Origin of the sequence: Xanthobacter nonsaccharivorans (genome assembly GCF_043194755.2) — a bacterium.
In the GTDB taxonomy this organism is placed as follows: domain Bacteria; phylum Pseudomonadota; class Alphaproteobacteria; order Rhizobiales; family Xanthobacteraceae; genus Xanthobacter; species Xanthobacter autotrophicus_G.
The window spans coordinates 1,768,361-1,786,521 of the sequence record NZ_CM195526.1; the positions used below are offsets into that span (position 1 = coordinate 1,768,361).

Below are 18,161 nucleotides of genomic sequence, written 5' to 3' on the forward strand. Positions count from 1 at the left end.
AGTGTCTCCGGGCAAGTCTCAGCGGGGGGGCATGCGCAGGGCGCCGTCGAGGCGGATCACCTCGCCGTTGAGCATGGTGTTCTCGCAGATGTGCTTGACGAGCGCGGCATATTCCGGCGGACGGCCGAGCCGGGGCGGGAACGGCACGCTCTTGCCCAGTGCGTCCTGCACTTCCTGCGGCATGCCGGTCATCATGGGGGTCTCGAAGATGCCGGGCGCGATGGTGACCACCCGCACGCCAAATCGCGCCAGCTCCCGCGCCACCGGCAGGGTCAGGGCGGCCACGCCGCCCTTGGAGGCCGCATAGGCCGCCTGGCCGATCTGCCCGTCGTAGGCGGCGATGGAGGCGGTGTTGATGATGACGCCGCGCTCGCCGTTTTCGTCGGGAGCTTCCTTCACGATGGCATCGGCCGCGAGGCGCAGCATGTTGAAGGTGCCGATGAGGTTGATGCTCACGGCACGGGCGAAGCTCTCCAGCCGATGCGGGCCTTCCCGGCCCACGACCTTCTCGCCGGGGGCGACGCCGGCGCAGTTCACGAGGCCGTGGAGGTGGCCGAAGGTGTCAAGCGCGAGCTTCACGGCGGCCACGCCGTCGTCTGCGCTGGTCACGTCCGCGCGGATGGCGCGGGCCGCGTCTCCCAGCGCCGCCGCGGTGGCGGCCCCGGCCTCTCCATTCACGTCGACGACGATCACCCGGCTGCCGTTCTCCACCAGCATCCGCGCCACCGCCGCGCCGAGGCCGGAGCCCGCGCCGGTAACGAGGAAGACGCGCCCGTCGATCTTCATGGAAAGCCTCCCGTTGGCCTTGCAGCTGGTTTTTCTGTCGATCTTGGCCCGCCGCAGCCGGACGGTCGCTCTCCCTCTAGCGAAAAGCCAAGTGGCATTCGATGACGGAAGTGATCTAATTTTCCGGTTGGTTTTGCCACTATGGGGGAGGAGCATGGAGCGGCGCATGATCTCCGCCTATTTCGTGGCGGATGCGCTCGACTGTCTCAAGGCGCAGGGTGTCGATCCTGTTCCCGTTCTGACGCGTGCCGGGATCACGCAGCCAGTGGCGGGTTCGGTTTCCGCCGAGCAGTACGGGGCCCTGTGGCTCGCCATGGCCGAGGCGCTCGACGATGAATTCTTCGGTCTCGGCGCCCGCCCCATGCGGTTCGGCAGCTTCACCCTCCTGTGCCACGCCCTGATGGGCGCCGAGACGTTGGAGCAGGCGCTGCGACGTGCGCTGCGCTTCCTGCGGGTGGTGCTGGACGATCCCGTGGGCACGCTGGAGGTTAAGAGCGGGCTCGCCGCCGTGGTGCTGCGGGATGCGGACGGGACGCGCTCGGCCTTCGCCTACCGCACCTATTGGATCCTCGTGCATGGCATCGCCTGCTGGCTTGTGGGCCGGCGCATCCCGCTGCGGCAGGTGGACTTCCGTTGCGGGCCGCCGGACCACGGGGCCGACTACCGCCTTTTCTTCGGAGCACCGGTGCGCTTCAACCAGGATGTGAGCCGGCTTGCATTCGATGCCGCCTTCCTGAGGTTGCCGGCCAGCCGATCCCAGCGCGCGCTCAAGGATTTCCTGCGGGGAGCGCCGGCCAACATCCTGGTACGATACCGGCACGATGCCGGGCTCGCCGCGCGGGTGCGCGCCAAGCTCAGGGATATGCCCGCCGCCGATTGGCCATCGTTCGAGGAGCTGGCCCGGCAGATGCGGATGCCGGCATCCACCCTGCGCCGCCGCCTCGCCGACGAGGGGCAGGCCTATCGCGACATCAAGGACGAGCTGCGTCGCCTCCTGGCGGAGACCCTACTGAAGGAAAGCGGGCGGCCGGTGGGGGAGATCGCGGCCGAACTGGGCTTCTCCGAGCCGAGCGCCTTCCACCGGGCGTTCCGCAAGTGGACCGCCCAGAGCCCCGGCGCCTTCCGGCGGGCGAGGGCGGGCTGAGAGCCGGGGCAGCGGTGCCCTTCGGCACCCGCGACGTTGCGGCGCGCGGCGGCATTTGACGCGTGGGCGCGCCCTCACTACCTGTTGCCCAGTTTCGGCGCCGGAAGGGCGCCCCGGAGGCTCCTGTTGTCGATCGTCACATCCATCCGCAAGGCGCTCGTCCCCATCCACAGGGAGGGCTATCCCTTCATCGCCATCGCTGCGGTGATCGCGCTCGGCCTCCTGTCGGTCTCCACCTTCCTCGGCATGATCGCGGTGGGCCTCACCCTGTGGACCGCCCTGTTCTTCCGCGATCCGCCGCGGGTGACGCCGGTGCGCGAAGGGCTGGTGATCGCCCCGGCGGATGGGCGCATCTCCCAGGTGGGCCTCGCCAGACCGCCGCGGGAGCTGGACCTCTCCGACGACCCGCTGCTGCGCATCTCCATTTTCATGAACGTTTTCAACGTGCATGTGAACCGCGCGCCGGTGACCGGGCGGATCGAGCGCCTCGCCTACAAGCCCGGCCTGTTCCTCAATGCCGACCTCGACAAGGCGAGCGAGGATAACGAGCGCAACGGCCTCGTCATCTCCACGCCGCACTGCCGGGTGGGCGTGGTGCAGATCGCCGGGCTCATCGCCCGGCGCATCGTCTCCTTCGTGCGGGAGGGCGAATCGATCGGCACCGGCGAGCGGTTCGGGCTCATCCGCTTCGGCTCGCGGGTGGACGTGTACCTGCCGGTGGGCACGAAGGTGCAGGTCTCCGAGGGCCAGCTGACGGTGGCGGGCGAAACCATCCTGTGCGATCTCACGGCCCAGCAGCCGCGCGAGACCGCCTACCGGGTGAGCTGATGGAAACCCCCTTTCCCCCGTTCGATCCGGAAGGCCGGCCGCGGCCGCGCTTCGGCCGCTTCGGCCGCATTCCCTTCCGGGTGCTCCTGCCCAATCTGGTGACGCTGCTCGCCTTGTGCTCCGGGCTGACGGCGGTGCGCCTTGCCATCGAGGAGCGGATCGAGCTGGCTCTGGCGGCCATCGTGTTCGCCGCGCTGCTTGACGGCATCGACGGCCGCCTCGCCCGGGCGCTCAAGGGCACATCGCGCTTCGGGGCGGAGCTGGACAGCCTCGCCGACTTCGTGAACTTCGGCTGCGTGCCGGCGCTGATGCTGTATTTCTGGGGGCTTAACGAGGCCGGGTCCTTCGGCTGGATCGCCGCGCTGGCCTACGCCATCTGCGCGGCGCTGCGCCTCGCCCGCTTCAACGTGATGCTGGACGACCCGCACAAGCCGCCGTTCGCCGGGGACTTCTTTACCGGCATTCCTGCGCCGGCCGGCGCCATCACGGTGCTTCTGCCCATCTATCTGGAGCTGATCGGCGTGCCGCATGGCGGGGTCAGCGCGCCCATCGCCCTCATCTACACCCTGGCCATCGCCTTCCTGATGATCTCCACGGTGCCGGCCTGGTCCGGCAAGACCCTGGGGCGGCGGGTGCGGCGGGATATGGTGCTGCCGCTTCTGGTGGCGGTCGCCATCTTCTTCGCCCTCCTGGCGAGCTATCCTTGGATCGTCCTGTCGGTCTGCTCGATGATCTACTTGGCGCTGCTGCCGGTCTCGACCCTGCGTTTCCGCCGCCTCTCGGCCGCCTGGAAGGCGGAGCATCCGGCCGTGGGTCCCGACGTCCCCGCCGCTTGAACAGGCAGGCGGGGCGTCCGGCATGCCGGATTCTGGCGCATCGAATTGCATGCAATGTGCATGCAATTGGCTATAAATTAGACATTACCCATCGGTGGCGTGGGCTCCGTCGGTGCTTCCTGATATCTAGATATTTGAGACCTTTGGTAAATTCGATTTTTGCATGCAATTGGCACGCGGCTTGAATGGATGGGGCGACTGTCACCATCTGGGATGTCGCCCAATGAACCGCCGCGAATTCATGAAGTCCGCGTCCGCCACAGCCGTCGCCACGGGAACGGGCGTCGCCGCCCCTGCGGTCTTCTCTCCGGCCAAGGCGCAGGCGCGCAACGAAACCCTTCTGATCGTTTCGGAAAGCGGCCCCAACAACCTCGACATCCACGGCGTCGGCACCAACGTGCCGGGCTATGAGGCAAGCTGGAACACCTACGACCGCCTCATCACCCACGAGATGACCGAGAAGGACGGCGTGCCTTATTACGACCGCGACAAGCTGCGCGGCGAATTGGCCGAGGACATGAATATCGGCGACATGTCCGTCACCTTCAAACTGAAGAAGAACGCCACCTTCCAGGATGGCACCCCGGTAACGGCGAAGGACGTGAAGTGGTCCCTCGACCGGGCCGTGTCCGTCGGCGGCTTCCCCACCTTCCAGATGAAGGCCGGCTCGCTGGAGAAGCCGGAGCAGTTCGTGGTGGTGGACGATCACACCGTGCGCGTCGACTTCCTGCGCAAGGACCGCCTCACCATCCCGGATCTCGCGGTGATCGTGCCCTGCGTCATCAACTCGGAGCTGGTGAAGAAGAACGCCACCGAGAAGGACCCCTGGGGCCTCGAGTACACCAAGCAGAACACGGCGGGCTCCGGCGCCTACCGCGTCACCAAGTGGACGCCCGGCACCGAGGTCATCTTCGAGCGCTTCGATGACTGGAAGGGCGGCCCGCTGCCCAAGATCAAGCGCGTCATCTGGCGCATGGTGCCCTCCGCCGGCAACCGCCGGGCGCTGCTGGAGCGCGGCGACGCCGACATTTCCTACGACCTGCCCAACAAGGACTTCATGGAGCTGAAGCAGGCCGGCAAGCTCACCATCACGTCCGTGCCCTATTCCAACGGCGTGCAGTACATCGGCATGAACGTGAAGAACCCGCCCTTCGACAATCCGAAGGTGCGCGAGGCGGTGGCCTATGCCATCCCCTATGAGAAGATCATGGAGGCGGTGCTCTACGGGCTCGGCAAGCCCATGTTCGGCGCCCCCGCCGACGCCGCGACCAAGGTGGCCTGGCCGCAGCCCACCAAGTTCACCACGGACCTCGCCAAGGCCAAGCAGCTCCTCGCCGAGGCGGGCTATGCCGGCGGCATCGACACCACGCTCTCGTTCGACCTGGGCTTTGCCGGCGTGAACGAGCCCGTCTGCGTGCTGCTGCAGGAGAACCTGGCGCAGATCGGCATCAAGACCACCATCAACAAGATCCCCGGCGCCAACTGGCGCACCGAGCTCAACAAGAAGGTGCTGCCGCTCTACACCAACGTGTTCTCGGGCTGGCTCGACTATCCGGAATACTTCTTCTTCTGGTGCTATCACGGCTCGAATTCGGTCTTCAACACCATGAGCTACCAGTCGGCGGCCATGGACACCTTCATCGACGGCGCGCGCGCAGCGGCGGCGACCGGCGACAAGGCGGCCTACGATACCGACGTGAAGGGCATGGTGGACCTCGCCTTCGCCGACGTGCCGCGCATTCCGCTCTACCAGCCCTATGTGAACGTCGCGATGCAGAAGAACGTGACCGGCTACGAATACTGGTTCCATCGCCGGCTCGACTATCGCGCCTTCCAGAAGGGCTGACGGCGGCGGCTTCTCCTGCATGAGCGGGAGAGGCTGGCGGGAGGGAGCGCGCCGGGGGTGGTGCCGGAGTTCTGCCGGCGCGGTGCGCTCCCTCTCTCCGGCCTCGCCGGCCGGATGGCGCCGGCGCGGCGGATGGCCCCGGAACCCGGGTGGTCCGCAGTTCCGCTTCCCGGAAGGATGCCGGCGGATGACGGCGTGAACGGAACCGCGGCGGAGCAGGCGCCCCGCCGGACCTTTCGCAACCACGAGGAAAGCACCATGCTGAAGCTCCTGGCGAGCCGTCTCGCCACCGCCGTGCCGAGCCTCATCGGCGTGGTGATCGTCACCTTCCTGCTTACGCGCGTGCTGCCGGGCGATACGGCGTCCTACTTCGCCGGCCCCGCGGCGACGCCCCAGGCCATTGCGGAGATCCGCGCCAAGCTCGGCCTCGACAAGCCGCTGCCGGTGCAGTTCGCGGACTATGTGTCGGCGCTGGCGAAGGGCGACCTCGGCACCTCGCTCTCCACCGGCCAGCCGGTGGCGACGGAGATCGCCTCGCGCCTGCCGGCCTCGGCCGAGCTGACCCTCGCCGGCCTCGTGCTGGCGCTGCTCATCGCGGTGCCGTTCGGCATCGTGGCGGCCGTGAGGCAGGGCTCGTGGATCGACCACGCCTGCCGCATCATCACCACGGCCGGCGTGTCGCTGCCGGTGTTCTTCACCGGCCTGCTCCTCGTCTACGTGTTCTACTTCAAGCTGGGCTGGGCGCCGGCGCCGCTCGGGCGGCTGGATGTGTTCTATTCGGCGCCGGACACGGTGACCGGCTTCTACCTCATCGACAGCCTTCTCGCGCGGGACCTCGACACCTTCCGGGCCGCCGCGGCGCAGCTCGCGGTGCCGGCCATCACCCTCGCCATCTTCGCGCTGGCGCCCATTGCCCGCATGACGCGCGCCTCCATGCTGGCTGTGCTCTCCTCCGAGTTCGTGCGCACGGCGCGGGCGGCGGGGCTCACCGACTACACGGTCATCATCACCTACGCCTTCCGGAATGCCATGCTGCCGGTGGTGACGACGCTGGGCATGGTCTTCTCCTTCCTGCTGGGCGCCAACGTGCTGGTGGAGAAGGTGTTCGCCTGGCCGGGCATCGGCTCCTACGCGGTCGAGGCGCTGATCACCTCGGACTATGCGCCGGTGCAGGGCTTCGTGCTCGCCATGGCCATCCTCTACGTGGCCCTCAACCTCCTCATCGACCTTGCCTACGGCATCATCGACCCCCGCGCGCGGAGCGAAGCATGACCCTCGCCACGGCCGACACCCACGCCCCCAAGGGCCTTGCCGCGACGCTGGCGCACGCGCGCTACGTCATCTCCGACAATCCGGTCACCGGCATCGCCTTCGGCATGTTCCTGGTGCTGGTGGTCTGCGCCAGCGTAGGGCCGTTCATCGTCCCCTATGACCCGCTGGCCAGCAACACGGCGGCAGCGCTGCAGGCGCCCTCCGCCGCCCACTGGTTCGGCACCGACAATCTGGGACGCGACATCTTCTCCCGGGTGATCGTGGCGACCCGGCTCGACATGGCCATCGCCATCTTCTCGGTGGCCCTGGTGTTCGCGGCGGGCGGCATCGCCGGCATCGCCTCCGGCTTCTTCGGCGGGTGGACCGACCGCATCATCGGCCGCATCTCCGACACCATCATGGCCTTCCCGCTGTTCGTGCTGGCCATGGGCATCGTGGCGGCGCTGGGCAACACGGTGACCAACATCGTCATCGCCACCGCCATCATCAACTTCCCGCTCTATGTCCGCGTCGCCCGCGCGGAGGCCGCCATCCGCCGGCAGGCGGGCTATGTGCAGGCGGCGCGCCTCACCGGCAATTCGGAATGGCGCATCCTGCTCACGACCATCCTGCCCAATATCCTGCCCATCATGATGGTGCAGATGTCGCTCACCATGGGCTACGCCATCCTGAATGCGGCGGGCCTCAGCTTCATCGGCCTTGGCGTGCGCCCGCCCACCCCGGAATGGGGGATCATGGTGGCGGAAGGCGCCGCCTACATCGTCTCCGGCGAATGGTGGATCGCCCTGTTCCCCGGCCTCGCGCTCATGTTCGCGGTGTTCTGCTTCAACCTCCTGGGCGACGGTCTGCGCGACATCGTCGATCCCCAGCGCCGCACCTGATGGAGGCTGCCATGCATGGCGTCGTGGACGTGACGGCACATCCGCCGAAGGCCGAGACCGCGGGCGGCCCGCTGCTCGAGGTCAGGGACCTCACCGTGGAGTTCACCACCCGCCGGGGCATCGTCACCGCGGTGAGCCAGGTGAACCTCACCCTCGCCAAGGGCGAGACCCTCGGCATCGTGGGCGAGAGCGGCTCGGGCAAGTCGGTCACCTCCTACACGGTGATGCGCATCCTCGACCGGGCGGGGCGCATCGCGGAAGGCTCCATCACCTTCTCCGGCATGGACGTCGCCCACGCGCCGGAAAGCGCCATGCGCGACCTGCGCGGGCGCGAGATGTCCATGATCTTCCAGAACCCGCGCGCCGCGCTGAACCCGATCCGCACGGTCGGCGCGCAGATCGGCGACGTGCTGCTCCAGCACGTGCAGGCGGACCCGCGCAATGTGAAGGAGAAGGTGATCGACATCCTCAAGCAGGTGCGCATCGCCCGGCCGGAGGACCGCTACCACGCCTATCCGTTCGAATTGTCGGGCGGCATGTGCCAGCGCATCGTCATCGCGCTGGCGCTCGCCTGCCGGCCGCAGCTGATGATCGCCGACGAGCCCACCACCGGCCTCGACGTGACGACGCAGAAGGCGGTGATGGACCTCGTGACCGAGCTCACCCGCGAGCGCGGCATGTCCACCATCCTCATCACCCACGACCTCGGCCTCGCCGCCACCTATTGCGACACGGTGATGGTGATGGAGAAAGGCAAGGTGGTGGAGACCGCGCCCGCCGAGCGCATCTTCCGCGACCCGCAGCATCCCTACACCAGGAAGCTCATGCGGGCGACGCCGCGCCCGGGCATCACCCTGAAGGACCTCCTGCCGGACGGCGAGGGGCCGGGCGTCCCGGCCGCCCTTCCGGCCATGGCGGGGCCGGTCGCCGTGCCCGTGCCCGCCGCCTCGGCTGTTGCGGGGACACCGCTCCTCACGGTCGAGAATCTCATCAAGGAATATCCCCGGCAGGGCGCCCCCTCCGCTTTCCTCGCGAAGCTCAAGGGCAAGGCGCTGACGCGCGAGGAGACCATCTTCCGGGCGGTGGACGGCATCTCCTTCGAGGTGAAGAAAGGCGAGAGCGTCGGCCTGGTGGGCGAGAGCGGCTGCGGCAAGTCCACCACCTCCACCATCGTCATGCGTCTCGTCGATCCGACGTCGGGCAGGATCACCTTTGCGGGGCAGGATCTCTCCGCCATCCCGGCGAAGGACTTCGCCCACCATCCCATGCGGCGGCGCATCCAGATGGTGTTCCAGGATCCTACCGAGAGCCTCAACCCCCGCTACACCGCCGAGCGCGCCATCGCCGATCCGCTGCTCAGAATGGGGGGCTATTCGCGCGGCGCGAAGCTCACCGCCCGCGTGGCGGAGCTGGCCGACATGGTGGGCCTGCCGCAGAACCTGCTGGAGCGCTTCCCCCACCAGCTCTCGGGCGGCCAGAAGGCGCGCATCGGCATCGCCCGCGCCATCGCCCTCGATCCGGACCTGGTGATCCTCGACGAACCCACCGCGGCCCTCGACGTGTCGGTGCAGGCGGTGGTGCTGAATCTGCTGGAAGAGCTGAAGCAGCGGCTCGGCATGAGCTATCTTTTCGTCTCCCACGACCTCCACGTGGTGAACCTGCTGTGCGACCGCGTCATCGTCATGCGACAGGGGCGGATCGTGGAGGAGGGGACCTCCAGCCAGGTGCTGGAGGCGCCGAAGGATGCCTATACCCGCGAGCTCATCGCTGCCATTCCCCATCCCCCCGTGTGAGGCGCCCCGTGACCTGCTCTTTGCCGACCGAAACCCCGCTTCCGCCCGTGCCGGACACGGCGCTGGAACTGCTCCTCGACGGCGCGCTCAGCGCCTATGGCATCGTGCCGCGGCCGGAATGGCGCGCCGAGGCGCTCGTGCAGCTGCGCACCATCGCCAATGCGGCGACCCTGGTGCGCAGCCTCGACCTCGGCGATGCCGAGGAGCCCGCGCCCGTCTATCGCCCGTGAGGACCGGCGCATGACCGTACCCTTTCCGCCCGACGACGCCATGGCCCTCGCCACCGCCCCCGCATCCGAGATCGCCGCCGCGGTGGCGGCCGGCACCGTCTCCGCCCGCGACGTGGTGGAGGCGACACTCGCCCGCATCACCGCCCTCGACCCGGTGGTGAACGCCTTCACCGATGTCACCGCCGAGCGCGCCCGCGCGACCGCCGACCGCATCGACGCCGCCCGCGCCGAGGGCGCCCCGCTGGGGCCGCTCGCGGGGGTGCCCTTCGCGGTGAAGAACCTGTTCGACGTGGCGGGACTTCCCACCCGCGCCGGCTCGAAGATCAACCGCGACCTGCCCCCCGCCGCGCGCGACGCCACCCTCATCGAGAAGCTGGAGGCGGCGGGCGCGGTGCTCGTGGGGGCGCTGAACATGGGCGAATATGCCTATGACTTCACCGGCGAGAACGTGCACGACGGTTCCTCGCGCAATCCGCATGACCTCTCGCGCATGACCGGCGGCTCCTCCGGCGGCTCGGGCGCGGCGGTGGCGGCGGGGCTCGTGCCCATCGCGCTGGGCTCGGATACCAACGGCTCCATCCGCGTGCCGTCCTCCCTGTGCGGCATCTTCGGGCTGAAGCCCACCTACGGGCGGCTGTCGCGCGGCGGCAGCTTTCCGTTCGTGACGGCGCTTGATCATCTCGGGCCGATGGCCCGCTCGGCGGCGGACCTCGCCCTCTCCTATGACGCCATGCAGGGCGAGGACCAGCGCGACCCGGGCCAGACGCACCGGCCCTACGAGCCGGTGAGCGAGCAGATGGGCAGCGGCATCGAGGGGCTCGACATCGCCATCGCCGGCGGCTGGTTCCGCAGCCGCACCATGCCGGAGGCGCTGGCGGCGGTGGACAAGGTGGCCAAAGCCCTCGGCGTGACGCAGGTGGTGGACGTGCCGGACGCGGCCCGTGCCCGTGCCGCCGCCTATATCATCACCGCGGCGGAGGGGGCGAGCCTCCACGCCCGGCGGCTTGCCGCGCGGCCGGAGGACTTCGACCCGGCGGTGCGCGACCGCCTGCTGGCGGGCCTGGCCATTCCCGCCGCCTGGGTGGATGCGGCCCAGCGCTTCCGCCGTCATTTCCGCGGCGAGATGCTGAAACTGCTCGCGCGCCACGACGTGCTGCTCGCCCCCGCTACGCCCTGCCGGGCCCCCAGGCTCGGCCAGAAGACCTTCGTGCTCGACGGCGAGGAACTGGCGGTGCGGCCGAACCTCGGCCTGTTCACCCAGCCCATCTCCTTCATCGGCCTGCCGGTGGTGGCGGTGCCCGTCCATGTGGAGGTGGGCGACCAGCCGGAATTGCCCATCGCCGTCCAGGTCATCGCTGCGCCCTGGCGCGAGGACGTGGCGCTGCGCGTCGCCGCGGTGCTGGAGCGCGAGGGCATCGCCGCTGCCGTGGTGGCGAACTGAGGGAGGGGACATCTTGGAGATCGACATTCCTGAGGTGAAGGCGGACGTGGAGGCGGCGTTCGCCCGCTACGAGGCGGCCCTCGTCGGCAACGACGTGGCGACGCTGGAAGCGCTGTTCCACGACGACGGCCGCACCATCCGCTACGGCGGCGGGGAAAATCTCTACGGCATGGAGGCGATCCGCGCCTTCCGCCGCGCCCGCTCCCCGGCGGGGCTGGCGCGGACGCTGGCGCAGACCGTCATCACCACCTACGGCCGCGACTTCGCGGTCGCCTCCACGCTGTTCCATCGGGACAATGCGCCCGGCCTCGTCGGCCGCCAGCAGCAGAGCTGGGCACGCTTTCCCGAGGGCTGGCGGGTGGTGGCGGCACACGTCTCCACCATTCCGGAGGAGAAGGAGGGGGCATGAGCGGCGCCTGTCGTCGTCCCCGGCGGAAGAAGGCGCCGGGGCGCGACCGGCTCGGCTCTTGCTTCCCTCCGCAAGGCATCCGTCCGGTTTCCACCGGATCTTTCGTCCCTGTCGAAACCGCGTAGATTTTCAACCATGACGCTCCTTTCGCCGCCTCCTGTCGCTGCCGCCCCGGCCCCCGCGCGCGCCAGAAAGCGCCGTGCCCGCGGGCGCGCGGTGACGCGCACGAAGGAATTGCGGCTGCAGATCGCCGACGACATCGTGCGTGGCCGCCTTGCCCCCGGCACGCCGCTGGAAGAGGTGGAGATCGCCAAGCGCTACGGCGTCTCCCGCACGCCGGTGCGCGAAGCGTTGCGCGACCTGGCCGCGTCCGGCCTGGTGGAGGCGCGGCCCCACCGCAGCGCCCTGGTGGCCCAGCCTTCGCTGGACCGGCTGCGCGGCATGTTCGACGTGATGGCGGAACTGGAGGCCCTGTGCGCCGGGCTGTGCGCGGTGAACATGACGGCGGCGGAGCGCTCCGGCCTCGCCTCCATCCATGCGGAGCTCGCCGATCTCACCCGGCGCGGCGACGAGAGCGGATACACCGTGCTGAATGAGCGCTTCCACACCACGCTCTACGCCGGTGCCCACAACGATTATCTCTCCGAGCTGACGCTCGCCACCCGCGCGCGGCTCCAGCCCTTCCGACGAGCCCAGTTCCGCACGCTGGGCCGTCTCGCCCGCTCCTATGAGGAGCACGACCGGGTCGTCACCGCCATCCTGCGCGGCGACAAGGCCGAGGCCGCGACCGCCATGCGCGCGCACATCCTCACCGTCGAGGACGCCTACGAGCGCTACGCCGAGACCCTGTAGGGCCGCGGCCCCGCGGCGAGAGCGTCTTGGCGCGATGTGGATCCCGGTTCGCGTGAAGAACGTGCGATAAAACAAAGAGGTGGAGCAATCTCGCGATTCGGGGAAACGCGAGATTGCCCTATTGGGCGGCGTCCAGCTCGCTCAGATTGTCGAGCCCCTGGAGGATGTGCTGGGCCAGCGCATCGGCCAGCACCGACGGCTCGTGCCGGTTGCGCAGCAGGCCGATGTCGCAGGGAGGCAAGGGGGGATAGCCGTCCGCGGCGCCCAGCACGCGCATGCCGGTGCGCAGCGCCGATTCCGGCAGCACCGACACCGCAAGGCCCGCCAGCACCGCCGCCGCCACCGCGCCGCTGTTGGGGCTGGTGTAGAGCACCCGATGGCCCCGTCCCGCCCCGGCGAGGCGCGACACGGCGATGTCGCGCCACTGGCAGGTGGGCCGCCCCAGCGCCAGCGGCACCGGCGCTTCCAGATGCACTGCATGACGCGCCGAGGACACCCACAGCAGCCGCTCGCGGCGGATGACATGGGCGTTGCGGGCGGTGATCTCGGTGGCGGTGATGATGGCGAGGTCGATGGTGCCCGCCGCAATGTGCTGCACCAGCTCGGTGGAGGGCTCGCAGATCACCGTCAGCTCCACCGAGGGGTGGGTGCGGGAAAAGCGCGCCATGATGTCCGGCAGATAGCGGTCGGCATAGTCGTCCGGCACGCCGAGGCAGACCCGGCCCGACAAGGCCGCATCGGCGAAGCTGGAGACCGCCTCCATGTTCAGCTTCACGATGCGCCGGGCGAAATCCAAAAGGCGCTCGCCGTCCTCGGTGAGGCGGGAGGCGCGCCCGTCGCGCACGAACACGGGGCGGCCGACCCGCTCCTCCAGGCGCTTCATCTGCATGGAGACGGCAGACTGGGTCTTGTGCACCACCTCCGCCGCGCGGGTGAAACTGCCCGTCTCCGCAATGGCGACGAAGGTCCGCAACTGGTCGGGATCGAGCATGACGGTCATGCACACGGCTCCGCCTTATTCATCACATAGAATGATACGAGAGATGAAAAACATTCGCTAGCGTGATTTATCGCAAGCGCGCAAAACCAACACGCCGAAACGATGCGCCGCGAAACCGGGTGGTTCCCAGAACCGCGCGGACCGAGAAGGGGCCAGGAAAGGGGCCGCGCGGAAGGTGTCCGGCAATGGAGATGAAAATGAGCTTTCAAGGTGAAACCCGCAGGATCGTCGTCGCCCCCGTGGGCGAGATGGTAGCCGCCTTCTGCCTCGCCCTGGTGCGCGGGGCGTCGAATGGCGTGAAAATCGCGGGCACCATGGCTCGCCGTTTCGAGAACCGCCGCGTGCTCGGGGAGCTGGCCGGCCTCGACGACCGCATGCTGAGGGACATCGGCCTGACCCGCGCCGATCTGCGCGATGCATCGGCTGCGCCCTTCGTGGGCGACCCCACCCGCGTGCTGGTGCTGCGCGCCACCGAGCGGCGCGCCGCCGCGCGCCTGCTGGCCCGCGCCCCGCGGGAGAACTGAGCGTCCGGAGATCTGAAGATCCGGCGGGAGCGCCCCTCGATTCCGCCGTGACTTGACCCGCGCCGTCCGCAAACGGCGCGGGTCGCTTTCTTTTGCGGGTCTGGAGGGCCGGGGAGCGGAGCGCGCTCCCCGCGCGTCAGCGGCCGGAGGCGGGCTTGCCGTTGGTCGGCTTCGCCTCGCCCTTGCTCTCCGCCTGCGGCTTGACGAGGCGGGGCTTCTCCGGCGGCAGGGTCTCCGCCTCCTGCACGTCCCTGGGGGAGGCGGTCTTCATCATGTCCATCCAGAATTCGGGGATGGAGTAGGGGGCGCGCACCCCCTCCGCGCCGGGGAACGCCGGCGGGAAGCCCTGCGCGAACAGCTGCGCGAAAAAGTGCTGGAAAGGCATCAGTGGCGGGGGCGGTGGCTCCGGCGCCTGGGTCTTGATGGGCGGCACGCCGGCCTGGGCCATGGTCTTGGCCATGGCATTCACCACGTCCTGCCATGCCGCGGCCGGGTTGCGCTCGGGCGCGGGGGCGGGGGCAGCCCGCTGGAACATCATCTGCGCATAGGCGTCCGCCCACGGATTGCCGGTGGAGGGCGGCTTGGGCGTCGTCTCCACCGCGGTGCTGGTGAAGGCGAGGAACGCGTCGATCCACGGATTGCCGCTGGAGACGGGGGCGGCGCGCAGCGCCGGCGTCTGACCGGGCATGCGGCTCAGCATGGCAGCGAGCATCTGCTGCAACGCACCGGAGGCGGCAAGCGACTTGGCAAGCCCACCCACCACCAAAGTGGCGAGGCTCGGCAGCGTCTGGCGGACGAGCGCCACGCCGAGGCCGGTGGAGGCCGCCGCATGCGCGGCGATGGCCCGGCTCACGTCGGAGGAGCCGAACACCGCATCGAGGGCCTCGGTGCCGGCGCGGGTCAGGTCCGCCGGCGGCACCGCGGGCTGGGTGTAGAAGGCGCCATATGGCCCGCTCGACATGAGCGCCATGAGGGAGGCGAGGGCCTCCGGCGACTGGGAGGCCTGCTTGAACGCCTCGGCGAAGGCCGGCATCACCGCCTCGGTCAGCATCTGCGCCTGCTGGGCGGACAGCCCGTACATGCGGGCGATGTTCTCGATTGCCTGGCCGCCCTGCGCCGCGCGCAGCATTTCGACGAACTGATCCATCCGCGCACTCCACCCCGACCCGATCAGATCGTGCAATCTGGCCGCTTGCCCCACCCGTTCCGGTGCCTCGTGCTCCGGATCCGGGAAGGCTTGCGCAGGACGTTACGCCATCGTCCTGCCGAAATCACGAAAATGGAAGCTTATTGGTGAAGACGCCGGCCGCGGCCGCCCCGAGCCGTTGCGGCGGAGCGGGTCCCGGAGGGGAGGGCGCGCGGGCCGCCCGCTCAGCCGGAGAACTCGGTCTCGTGGGTGAGGATGTCCTGCGCCTCGGGATTGAGCGGACGGGCCGGCTTCTCGGGGGTGGTGAGGGGCTCCGGCTCCACCTTGCGGCCGCTCCAGGCGTCGGGACCCGAGCCGGCGAAGATGCCTTCCTCCAGCTGGCGCTCCAGGCGTGCCCGGTCGCGGGCGCGCACGTCGGCGATCTCCGCGGCCGCCGTGTCGGTGGCAACGCCAAGGGCCTCCAGCGTCCGGGCCCCGAAGGCGAGAGCGGATTCCAGCGTCTCGCGCAGCTCGAAGTCCACGCCAAGGCGCATCAGCTCCATGGAATGGACGCGGTCGAAGCTGCGCACGAACAGCCGCGCCCCGGGCATGGAGCTCCTGACGATCTCGACGATGCGGTTGGCGTCCTCCTTGTTGTCGACGCACACGCAGATGACCTCCGCGCTCTCCGCTCCCGCCGCGCGCAGCACCTCCAGCCGGGTGCCGTCGCCATAATAGATGTGCACGCCGAACCGGCCGGCGCTCTGGATCATCTCCACGTCCTTGTCGATGATCGTGACGCTCACGTCCTGCGCCAGCAGGCACTGGGAGACGATCTGCCCGAAGCGGCCGAAGCCGATCACCAGGACGGAGCCGTCCGCATCCGTGAAATCGTCCGCCGGCGGCTCCTCCACCGGGTGGGCGAAGCGGGGCAGAAGGCGCGAGAGGGCGGCGAACAGCAGCGGCCCGAGAATCATCGTCAGCGCCGCGAGCGCGATCAGCAGGTCGGCCTGCTCCCGGTGCAGGATGCCGGTGCCGAGGCCGAGGGGGAACAGCACGAAGGCGAATTCGCCGGCGGACATGAGCGCCACCGCGGCGCGCAGCGAATCCGCCACCTGGATGTTGTCGGCCCGGAACACGAGGTAGACCACCACGCACTTCACCACCGCCACCGCCAGCGCGCCCACCAGCAGCGGCGGCAGGTGGCTCAGCACCACGTCGATGTTGAGCGACATGCCGATCGACATGAAGAACACCGCGAGCAGCAGGCCGCGGAAGGCGTCCACATTGGCCTCGAGCTCGTGGCGGAAGGTGCTTTCCGACAGCAGCAGGCCGGCAAGGAACGCCCCGAGCGCGGCCGACATCCCCGCCGCCTCCATGAGGCCGGCGGCGCCCATCACCACCAGGAGCGCGGCCGCCGTCATGGCCTCGCGCGCGCCGGACCGGGCGAGCACCCGGAACAGGGGATTGAGCAGGTAGCGCCCCGATACGACGATGACGGCGATGGCCGCCACCGCGACGCCGGCCTCCAGCAGCGTGGCCTTGGGGTCATGCGGGAGCCCGCTCTCGCCCCCCGGCGCCATCAGCGGAACGAGGGCAAGCAGCGGAACCACCGAGATGTCCTGGAACAGCAGGATGGAGAAGGTGCGCTGGCCGTAGGGGCTGGCGAGGTCGCCGCGCTCGCCGAGCAGCTGGAGCGCGATGGCCGTGCCGGACACGGAAAGGGCAAGGCCGCTTACCACCGCCGCCGCCACATTGAAGCCCAGGCCGAAATAGGCGAGCAGCGCGAAGGCGAGCGAGGTGAGCATGAGCTGTGCCGTGCCCAGCCCGAAGATGTAGTGCCCCATGGAGAGCAGGTGCGAGGGCTTCAGCTCCAGGCCGACGAGGAAGAGGAGCATGACCACGCCGAGCTCGGCGACGGTGGAGACCACCGCCGGGTCGGCCACGTTGAAGCCCACCGGGCCGATGGCGATGCCCACCAGCAGGTAGCCCACCACGGGCGAGAAGCCGAGGCGCTTGGCGATGGGAACGGAGATGACGGCGGCGGCGAGGAAGGCGAGGGCGGCCCCGAACAGTGCGTACTCTTCCCCGTGCATCCCGCCTCTCCCTGCCCCGACCCGCGCGCTCGAGCTTCGCCTTTTGGGCACCAAGCATGACCAAACCGTGCCGTCCCCGGGGCATGCCGGGGGAATTCGGACGGACAGGTCAGCGCAGCGAATCGAATCCCGGGGCAAAGCCTTCGAGGCTGAGCGGAACGCCGATTCCCTCCTCCTCGGTCTCGAAGAAGATGAACACCGCGCTCTTGCCTGTCTTCAGGCGATTGAGCATGGCATCCGTGATTTCCTGCTCGGCGATGCAGCCGTTGGGCAGGCAGCGCACGAACGGCGCCGGGGGCCCGCTCAGCTCCTGCCCGTCCACCACCAGGCGCAGCCCCTTGGGCAGGATCACGCCGAGCGGGGCGAGCACGCGCAGCAGGCGGCTCTTCTGGTCCGCGGTCTTCAGCACGATGACGGTGAGGCCGACGTTGGGGCGGTCCTCCGCGCGCACGGACTGGAGCAGGACGCATTGCTCGCTCTGGGCGCCGGGAGGGGTATCGCAGCGAATCTGCCATTCCCCGTGCACCGACTTCACCACCCCCTGGGCCGAGGCGGGCGCGGCGAGAAGCGCCGCCATCACCCCGCCGAGCAAAAGCGGAAGCGCCCTGAGCGCGGCCGAGATGGGCCAGCGGCGCGGGGACGGGCGGCGATCTGGGTACGACACGACCATCGGCAACTCCGGCATCGGCCCGGTGCGCCGGGCGGTTCTGCCTTATCTGATTTTGTGAACCAATGCCTTAATGCCCAAGCCTTCCTGTCAACAATGGGGCGGCGGCGCCCGGCTGTGCGTTTCGTGCCGGCTCCCGCCGCCGGCCTGGGGACAGGTGGGAGCAGGTGCGCGGTATTTTGTCTCTTGCGCGGTAATCCGGTGGGGCAAGAATCGACGGCAAAGCGACGCGTCGCCAAGGTAAATAGCAAATCCGCACAAAGACTTCCGTTGCCCGGGCGCGGGCCGCTACCCCCCGTGCTCGGGCAGGTTGGACTTTTTGTCCAATTGGGGGCGAACCCGGGCGATTGCAAGGCGCGACCAATTGTGTTTGATGAATTCTAGGGAAAATGGCTGCCGAAAAACGGCGAGGCCTGAAGACCATGCGTAA

At 69.1% G+C, this 18,161-nt stretch carries 17 protein-coding genes; 12 read left to right on the plus strand and 5 right to left on the minus strand.

Annotation, left to right across the window (positions count from 1 at the left end; genetic code table 11):
* Nucleotides 1-18: 18 nt before the first annotated feature.
* A complete protein-coding gene (locus V5F59_RS08115) occupies nucleotides 19-786 on the minus strand; it encodes a 3-hydroxyacyl-CoA dehydrogenase (protein WP_393982067.1) in 768 nt (255 codons plus the stop codon).
* Nucleotides 787-940: 154 nt separating this feature from the next.
* Here V5F59_RS08115 and V5F59_RS08120 point away from each other — a divergent pair, with 154 nt between their 5' ends.
* The 11 genes from V5F59_RS08120 to V5F59_RS08170 all read left to right on the plus strand — a co-directional run bounded on the left by V5F59_RS08120 (nucleotide 941) and on the right by V5F59_RS08170 (nucleotide 12,318).
* The gene (locus V5F59_RS08120) at nucleotides 941-1,930 is read left to right on the plus strand and encodes an AraC family transcriptional regulator (RefSeq protein WP_393982066.1); all 990 of its coding nucleotides are present in this window, start codon (nucleotides 941-943) and stop codon (nucleotides 1,928-1,930) included.
* 126 nt (nucleotides 1,931-2,056) lie between these two features.
* A complete protein-coding gene (locus tag V5F59_RS08125) occupies nucleotides 2,057-2,758 on the plus strand; it encodes a phosphatidylserine decarboxylase (protein ID WP_393982065.1) in 702 nt (233 codons plus the stop codon).
* Nucleotides 2,758-3,594 (plus strand): CDP-diacylglycerol--serine O-phosphatidyltransferase, encoded by an 837-nt coding sequence (gene pssA / locus V5F59_RS08130; RefSeq protein WP_393982064.1) that lies wholly within the window; start codon nucleotides 2,758-2,760, stop codon nucleotides 3,592-3,594. The genes V5F59_RS08125 and pssA overlap by 1 nt, the downstream gene beginning before the upstream one ends.
* 223 nt (nucleotides 3,595-3,817) lie before the next feature.
* Entirely contained in the window at nucleotides 3,818-5,440 is a 1,623-nt protein-coding gene (locus V5F59_RS08135; protein WP_393982063.1) for an ABC transporter substrate-binding protein, read from the plus strand.
* A 258-nt stretch (nucleotides 5,441-5,698) separates the two neighbouring features.
* Nucleotides 5,699-6,712, plus strand: a complete 1,014-nt coding sequence (locus tag V5F59_RS08140) for an ABC transporter permease (RefSeq protein WP_393982127.1) — start codon at nucleotides 5,699-5,701, stop codon at nucleotides 6,710-6,712.
* The gene (locus tag V5F59_RS08145) at nucleotides 6,709-7,593 is read left to right on the plus strand and encodes an ABC transporter permease (protein WP_393982062.1); all 885 of its coding nucleotides are present in this window, start codon (nucleotides 6,709-6,711) and stop codon (nucleotides 7,591-7,593) included. The genes V5F59_RS08140 and V5F59_RS08145 overlap by 4 nt, the downstream gene beginning before the upstream one ends.
* Nucleotides 7,594-7,604: 11 nt before the next feature.
* Nucleotides 7,605-9,386, plus strand: coding sequence for a dipeptide ABC transporter ATP-binding protein (locus tag V5F59_RS08150; protein WP_393982061.1), 1,782 nt, complete (start codon nucleotides 7,605-7,607; stop codon nucleotides 9,384-9,386).
* 8 nt (nucleotides 9,387-9,394) lie between these two features.
* On the plus strand, nucleotides 9,395-9,616 hold the full coding sequence (locus V5F59_RS08155; RefSeq protein ID WP_393982060.1) for an AtzG-like protein: 222 nt from the start codon (nucleotides 9,395-9,397) through the stop codon (nucleotides 9,614-9,616).
* 10 nt (nucleotides 9,617-9,626) lie between these two features.
* Nucleotides 9,627-11,057, plus strand: coding sequence for an AtzE family amidohydrolase (locus V5F59_RS08160; protein ID WP_393982059.1), 1,431 nt, complete (start codon nucleotides 9,627-9,629; stop codon nucleotides 11,055-11,057).
* A 13-nt stretch (nucleotides 11,058-11,070) separates the two neighbouring features.
* Nucleotides 11,071-11,466, plus strand: a complete 396-nt coding sequence (gene hpxZ, locus V5F59_RS08165) for an oxalurate catabolism protein HpxZ (RefSeq protein WP_393982058.1) — start codon at nucleotides 11,071-11,073, stop codon at nucleotides 11,464-11,466.
* Nucleotides 11,467-11,601: 135 nt separating this feature from the next.
* Nucleotides 11,602-12,318 (plus strand): GntR family transcriptional regulator, encoded by a 717-nt coding sequence (locus V5F59_RS08170; RefSeq protein WP_393982057.1) that lies wholly within the window; start codon nucleotides 11,602-11,604, stop codon nucleotides 12,316-12,318.
* Between the two features lie 118 nt (nucleotides 12,319-12,436).
* On the opposite strand, the gene V5F59_RS08175 is transcribed toward V5F59_RS08170, so the two are convergent.
* The gene (locus V5F59_RS08175) at nucleotides 12,437-13,318 is read right to left on the minus strand and encodes a LysR substrate-binding domain-containing protein (protein WP_393982056.1); all 882 of its coding nucleotides are present in this window, start codon (nucleotides 13,316-13,318) and stop codon (nucleotides 12,437-12,439) included.
* Between the two features lie 197 nt (nucleotides 13,319-13,515).
* On the opposite strand from V5F59_RS08175, the gene V5F59_RS08180 reads away from it, so the two are divergent.
* The gene (locus V5F59_RS08180) at nucleotides 13,516-13,842 is read left to right on the plus strand and encodes a DUF1127 domain-containing protein (protein ID WP_393982055.1); all 327 of its coding nucleotides are present in this window, start codon (nucleotides 13,516-13,518) and stop codon (nucleotides 13,840-13,842) included.
* 136 nt (nucleotides 13,843-13,978) lie between these two features.
* On the opposite strand, the gene V5F59_RS08185 is transcribed toward V5F59_RS08180, so the two are convergent.
* The 3 genes from V5F59_RS08185 to V5F59_RS08195 all read right to left on the minus strand — a co-directional run bounded on the left by V5F59_RS08185 (nucleotide 13,979) and on the right by V5F59_RS08195 (nucleotide 17,734).
* A complete protein-coding gene (locus V5F59_RS08185; protein WP_393982054.1) occupies nucleotides 13,979-14,989 on the minus strand; it encodes a DUF937 domain-containing protein in 1,011 nt (336 codons plus the stop codon).
* A gap of 224 nt (nucleotides 14,990-15,213) precedes the next feature.
* A complete protein-coding gene (locus V5F59_RS08190; RefSeq protein WP_393982053.1) occupies nucleotides 15,214-17,064 on the minus strand; it encodes a monovalent cation:proton antiporter-2 (CPA2) family protein in 1,851 nt (616 codons plus the stop codon).
* A 109-nt stretch (nucleotides 17,065-17,173) separates the two neighbouring features.
* Nucleotides 17,174-17,734 carry an invasion associated locus B family protein gene (locus V5F59_RS08195; RefSeq protein ID WP_393982052.1) on the minus strand — a complete coding sequence of 187 codons (561 nt, stop codon included), beginning with the start codon at nucleotides 17,732-17,734 and terminating at the stop codon, nucleotides 17,174-17,176.
* Nucleotides 17,735-18,161: the final 427 nt, after the last annotated feature.

What these genes read in the sequence shown, in the direction of transcription:
- V5F59_RS08115 (WP_393982067.1), bottom strand. Translation starts at nt 786, where the DNA reads ATGAAGATCGACGGGCGCGTCTTCCTCGTTACCGGCGCGGGCTCCGGC.
- V5F59_RS08120 (WP_393982066.1), top strand. Translation starts at nt 941, where the DNA reads ATGGAGCGGCGCATGATCTCCGCCTATTTCGTGGCGGATGCGCTCGAC.
- pssA (WP_393982064.1), top strand. Translation starts at nt 2,758, where the DNA reads ATGGAAACCCCCTTTCCCCCGTTCGATCCGGAAGGCCGGCCGCGGCCG.
- V5F59_RS08135 (WP_393982063.1), top strand. Translation starts at nt 3,818, where the DNA reads ATGAACCGCCGCGAATTCATGAAGTCCGCGTCCGCCACAGCCGTCGCC.
- V5F59_RS08140 (WP_393982127.1), top strand. Translation starts at nt 5,699, where the DNA reads ATGCTGAAGCTCCTGGCGAGCCGTCTCGCCACCGCCGTGCCGAGCCTC.
- V5F59_RS08145 (WP_393982062.1), top strand. Translation starts at nt 6,709, where the DNA reads ATGACCCTCGCCACGGCCGACACCCACGCCCCCAAGGGCCTTGCCGCG.
- V5F59_RS08150 (WP_393982061.1), top strand. Translation starts at nt 7,605, where the DNA reads ATGCATGGCGTCGTGGACGTGACGGCACATCCGCCGAAGGCCGAGACC.
- V5F59_RS08160 (WP_393982059.1), top strand. Translation starts at nt 9,627, where the DNA reads ATGACCGTACCCTTTCCGCCCGACGACGCCATGGCCCTCGCCACCGCC.
- V5F59_RS08170 (WP_393982057.1), top strand. Translation starts at nt 11,602, where the DNA reads ATGACGCTCCTTTCGCCGCCTCCTGTCGCTGCCGCCCCGGCCCCCGCG.
- V5F59_RS08175 (WP_393982056.1), bottom strand. Translation starts at nt 13,318, where the DNA reads ATGACCGTCATGCTCGATCCCGACCAGTTGCGGACCTTCGTCGCCATT.
- V5F59_RS08180 (WP_393982055.1), top strand. Translation starts at nt 13,516, where the DNA reads ATGAGCTTTCAAGGTGAAACCCGCAGGATCGTCGTCGCCCCCGTGGGC.
- V5F59_RS08185 (WP_393982054.1), bottom strand. Translation starts at nt 14,989, where the DNA reads ATGGATCAGTTCGTCGAAATGCTGCGCGCGGCGCAGGGCGGCCAGGCA.
- V5F59_RS08190 (WP_393982053.1), bottom strand. Translation starts at nt 17,064, where the DNA reads ATGCACGGGGAAGAGTACGCACTGTTCGGGGCCGCCCTCGCCTTCCTC.
- V5F59_RS08195 (WP_393982052.1), bottom strand. Translation starts at nt 17,734, where the DNA reads ATGGTCGTGTCGTACCCAGATCGCCGCCCGTCCCCGCGCCGCTGGCCC.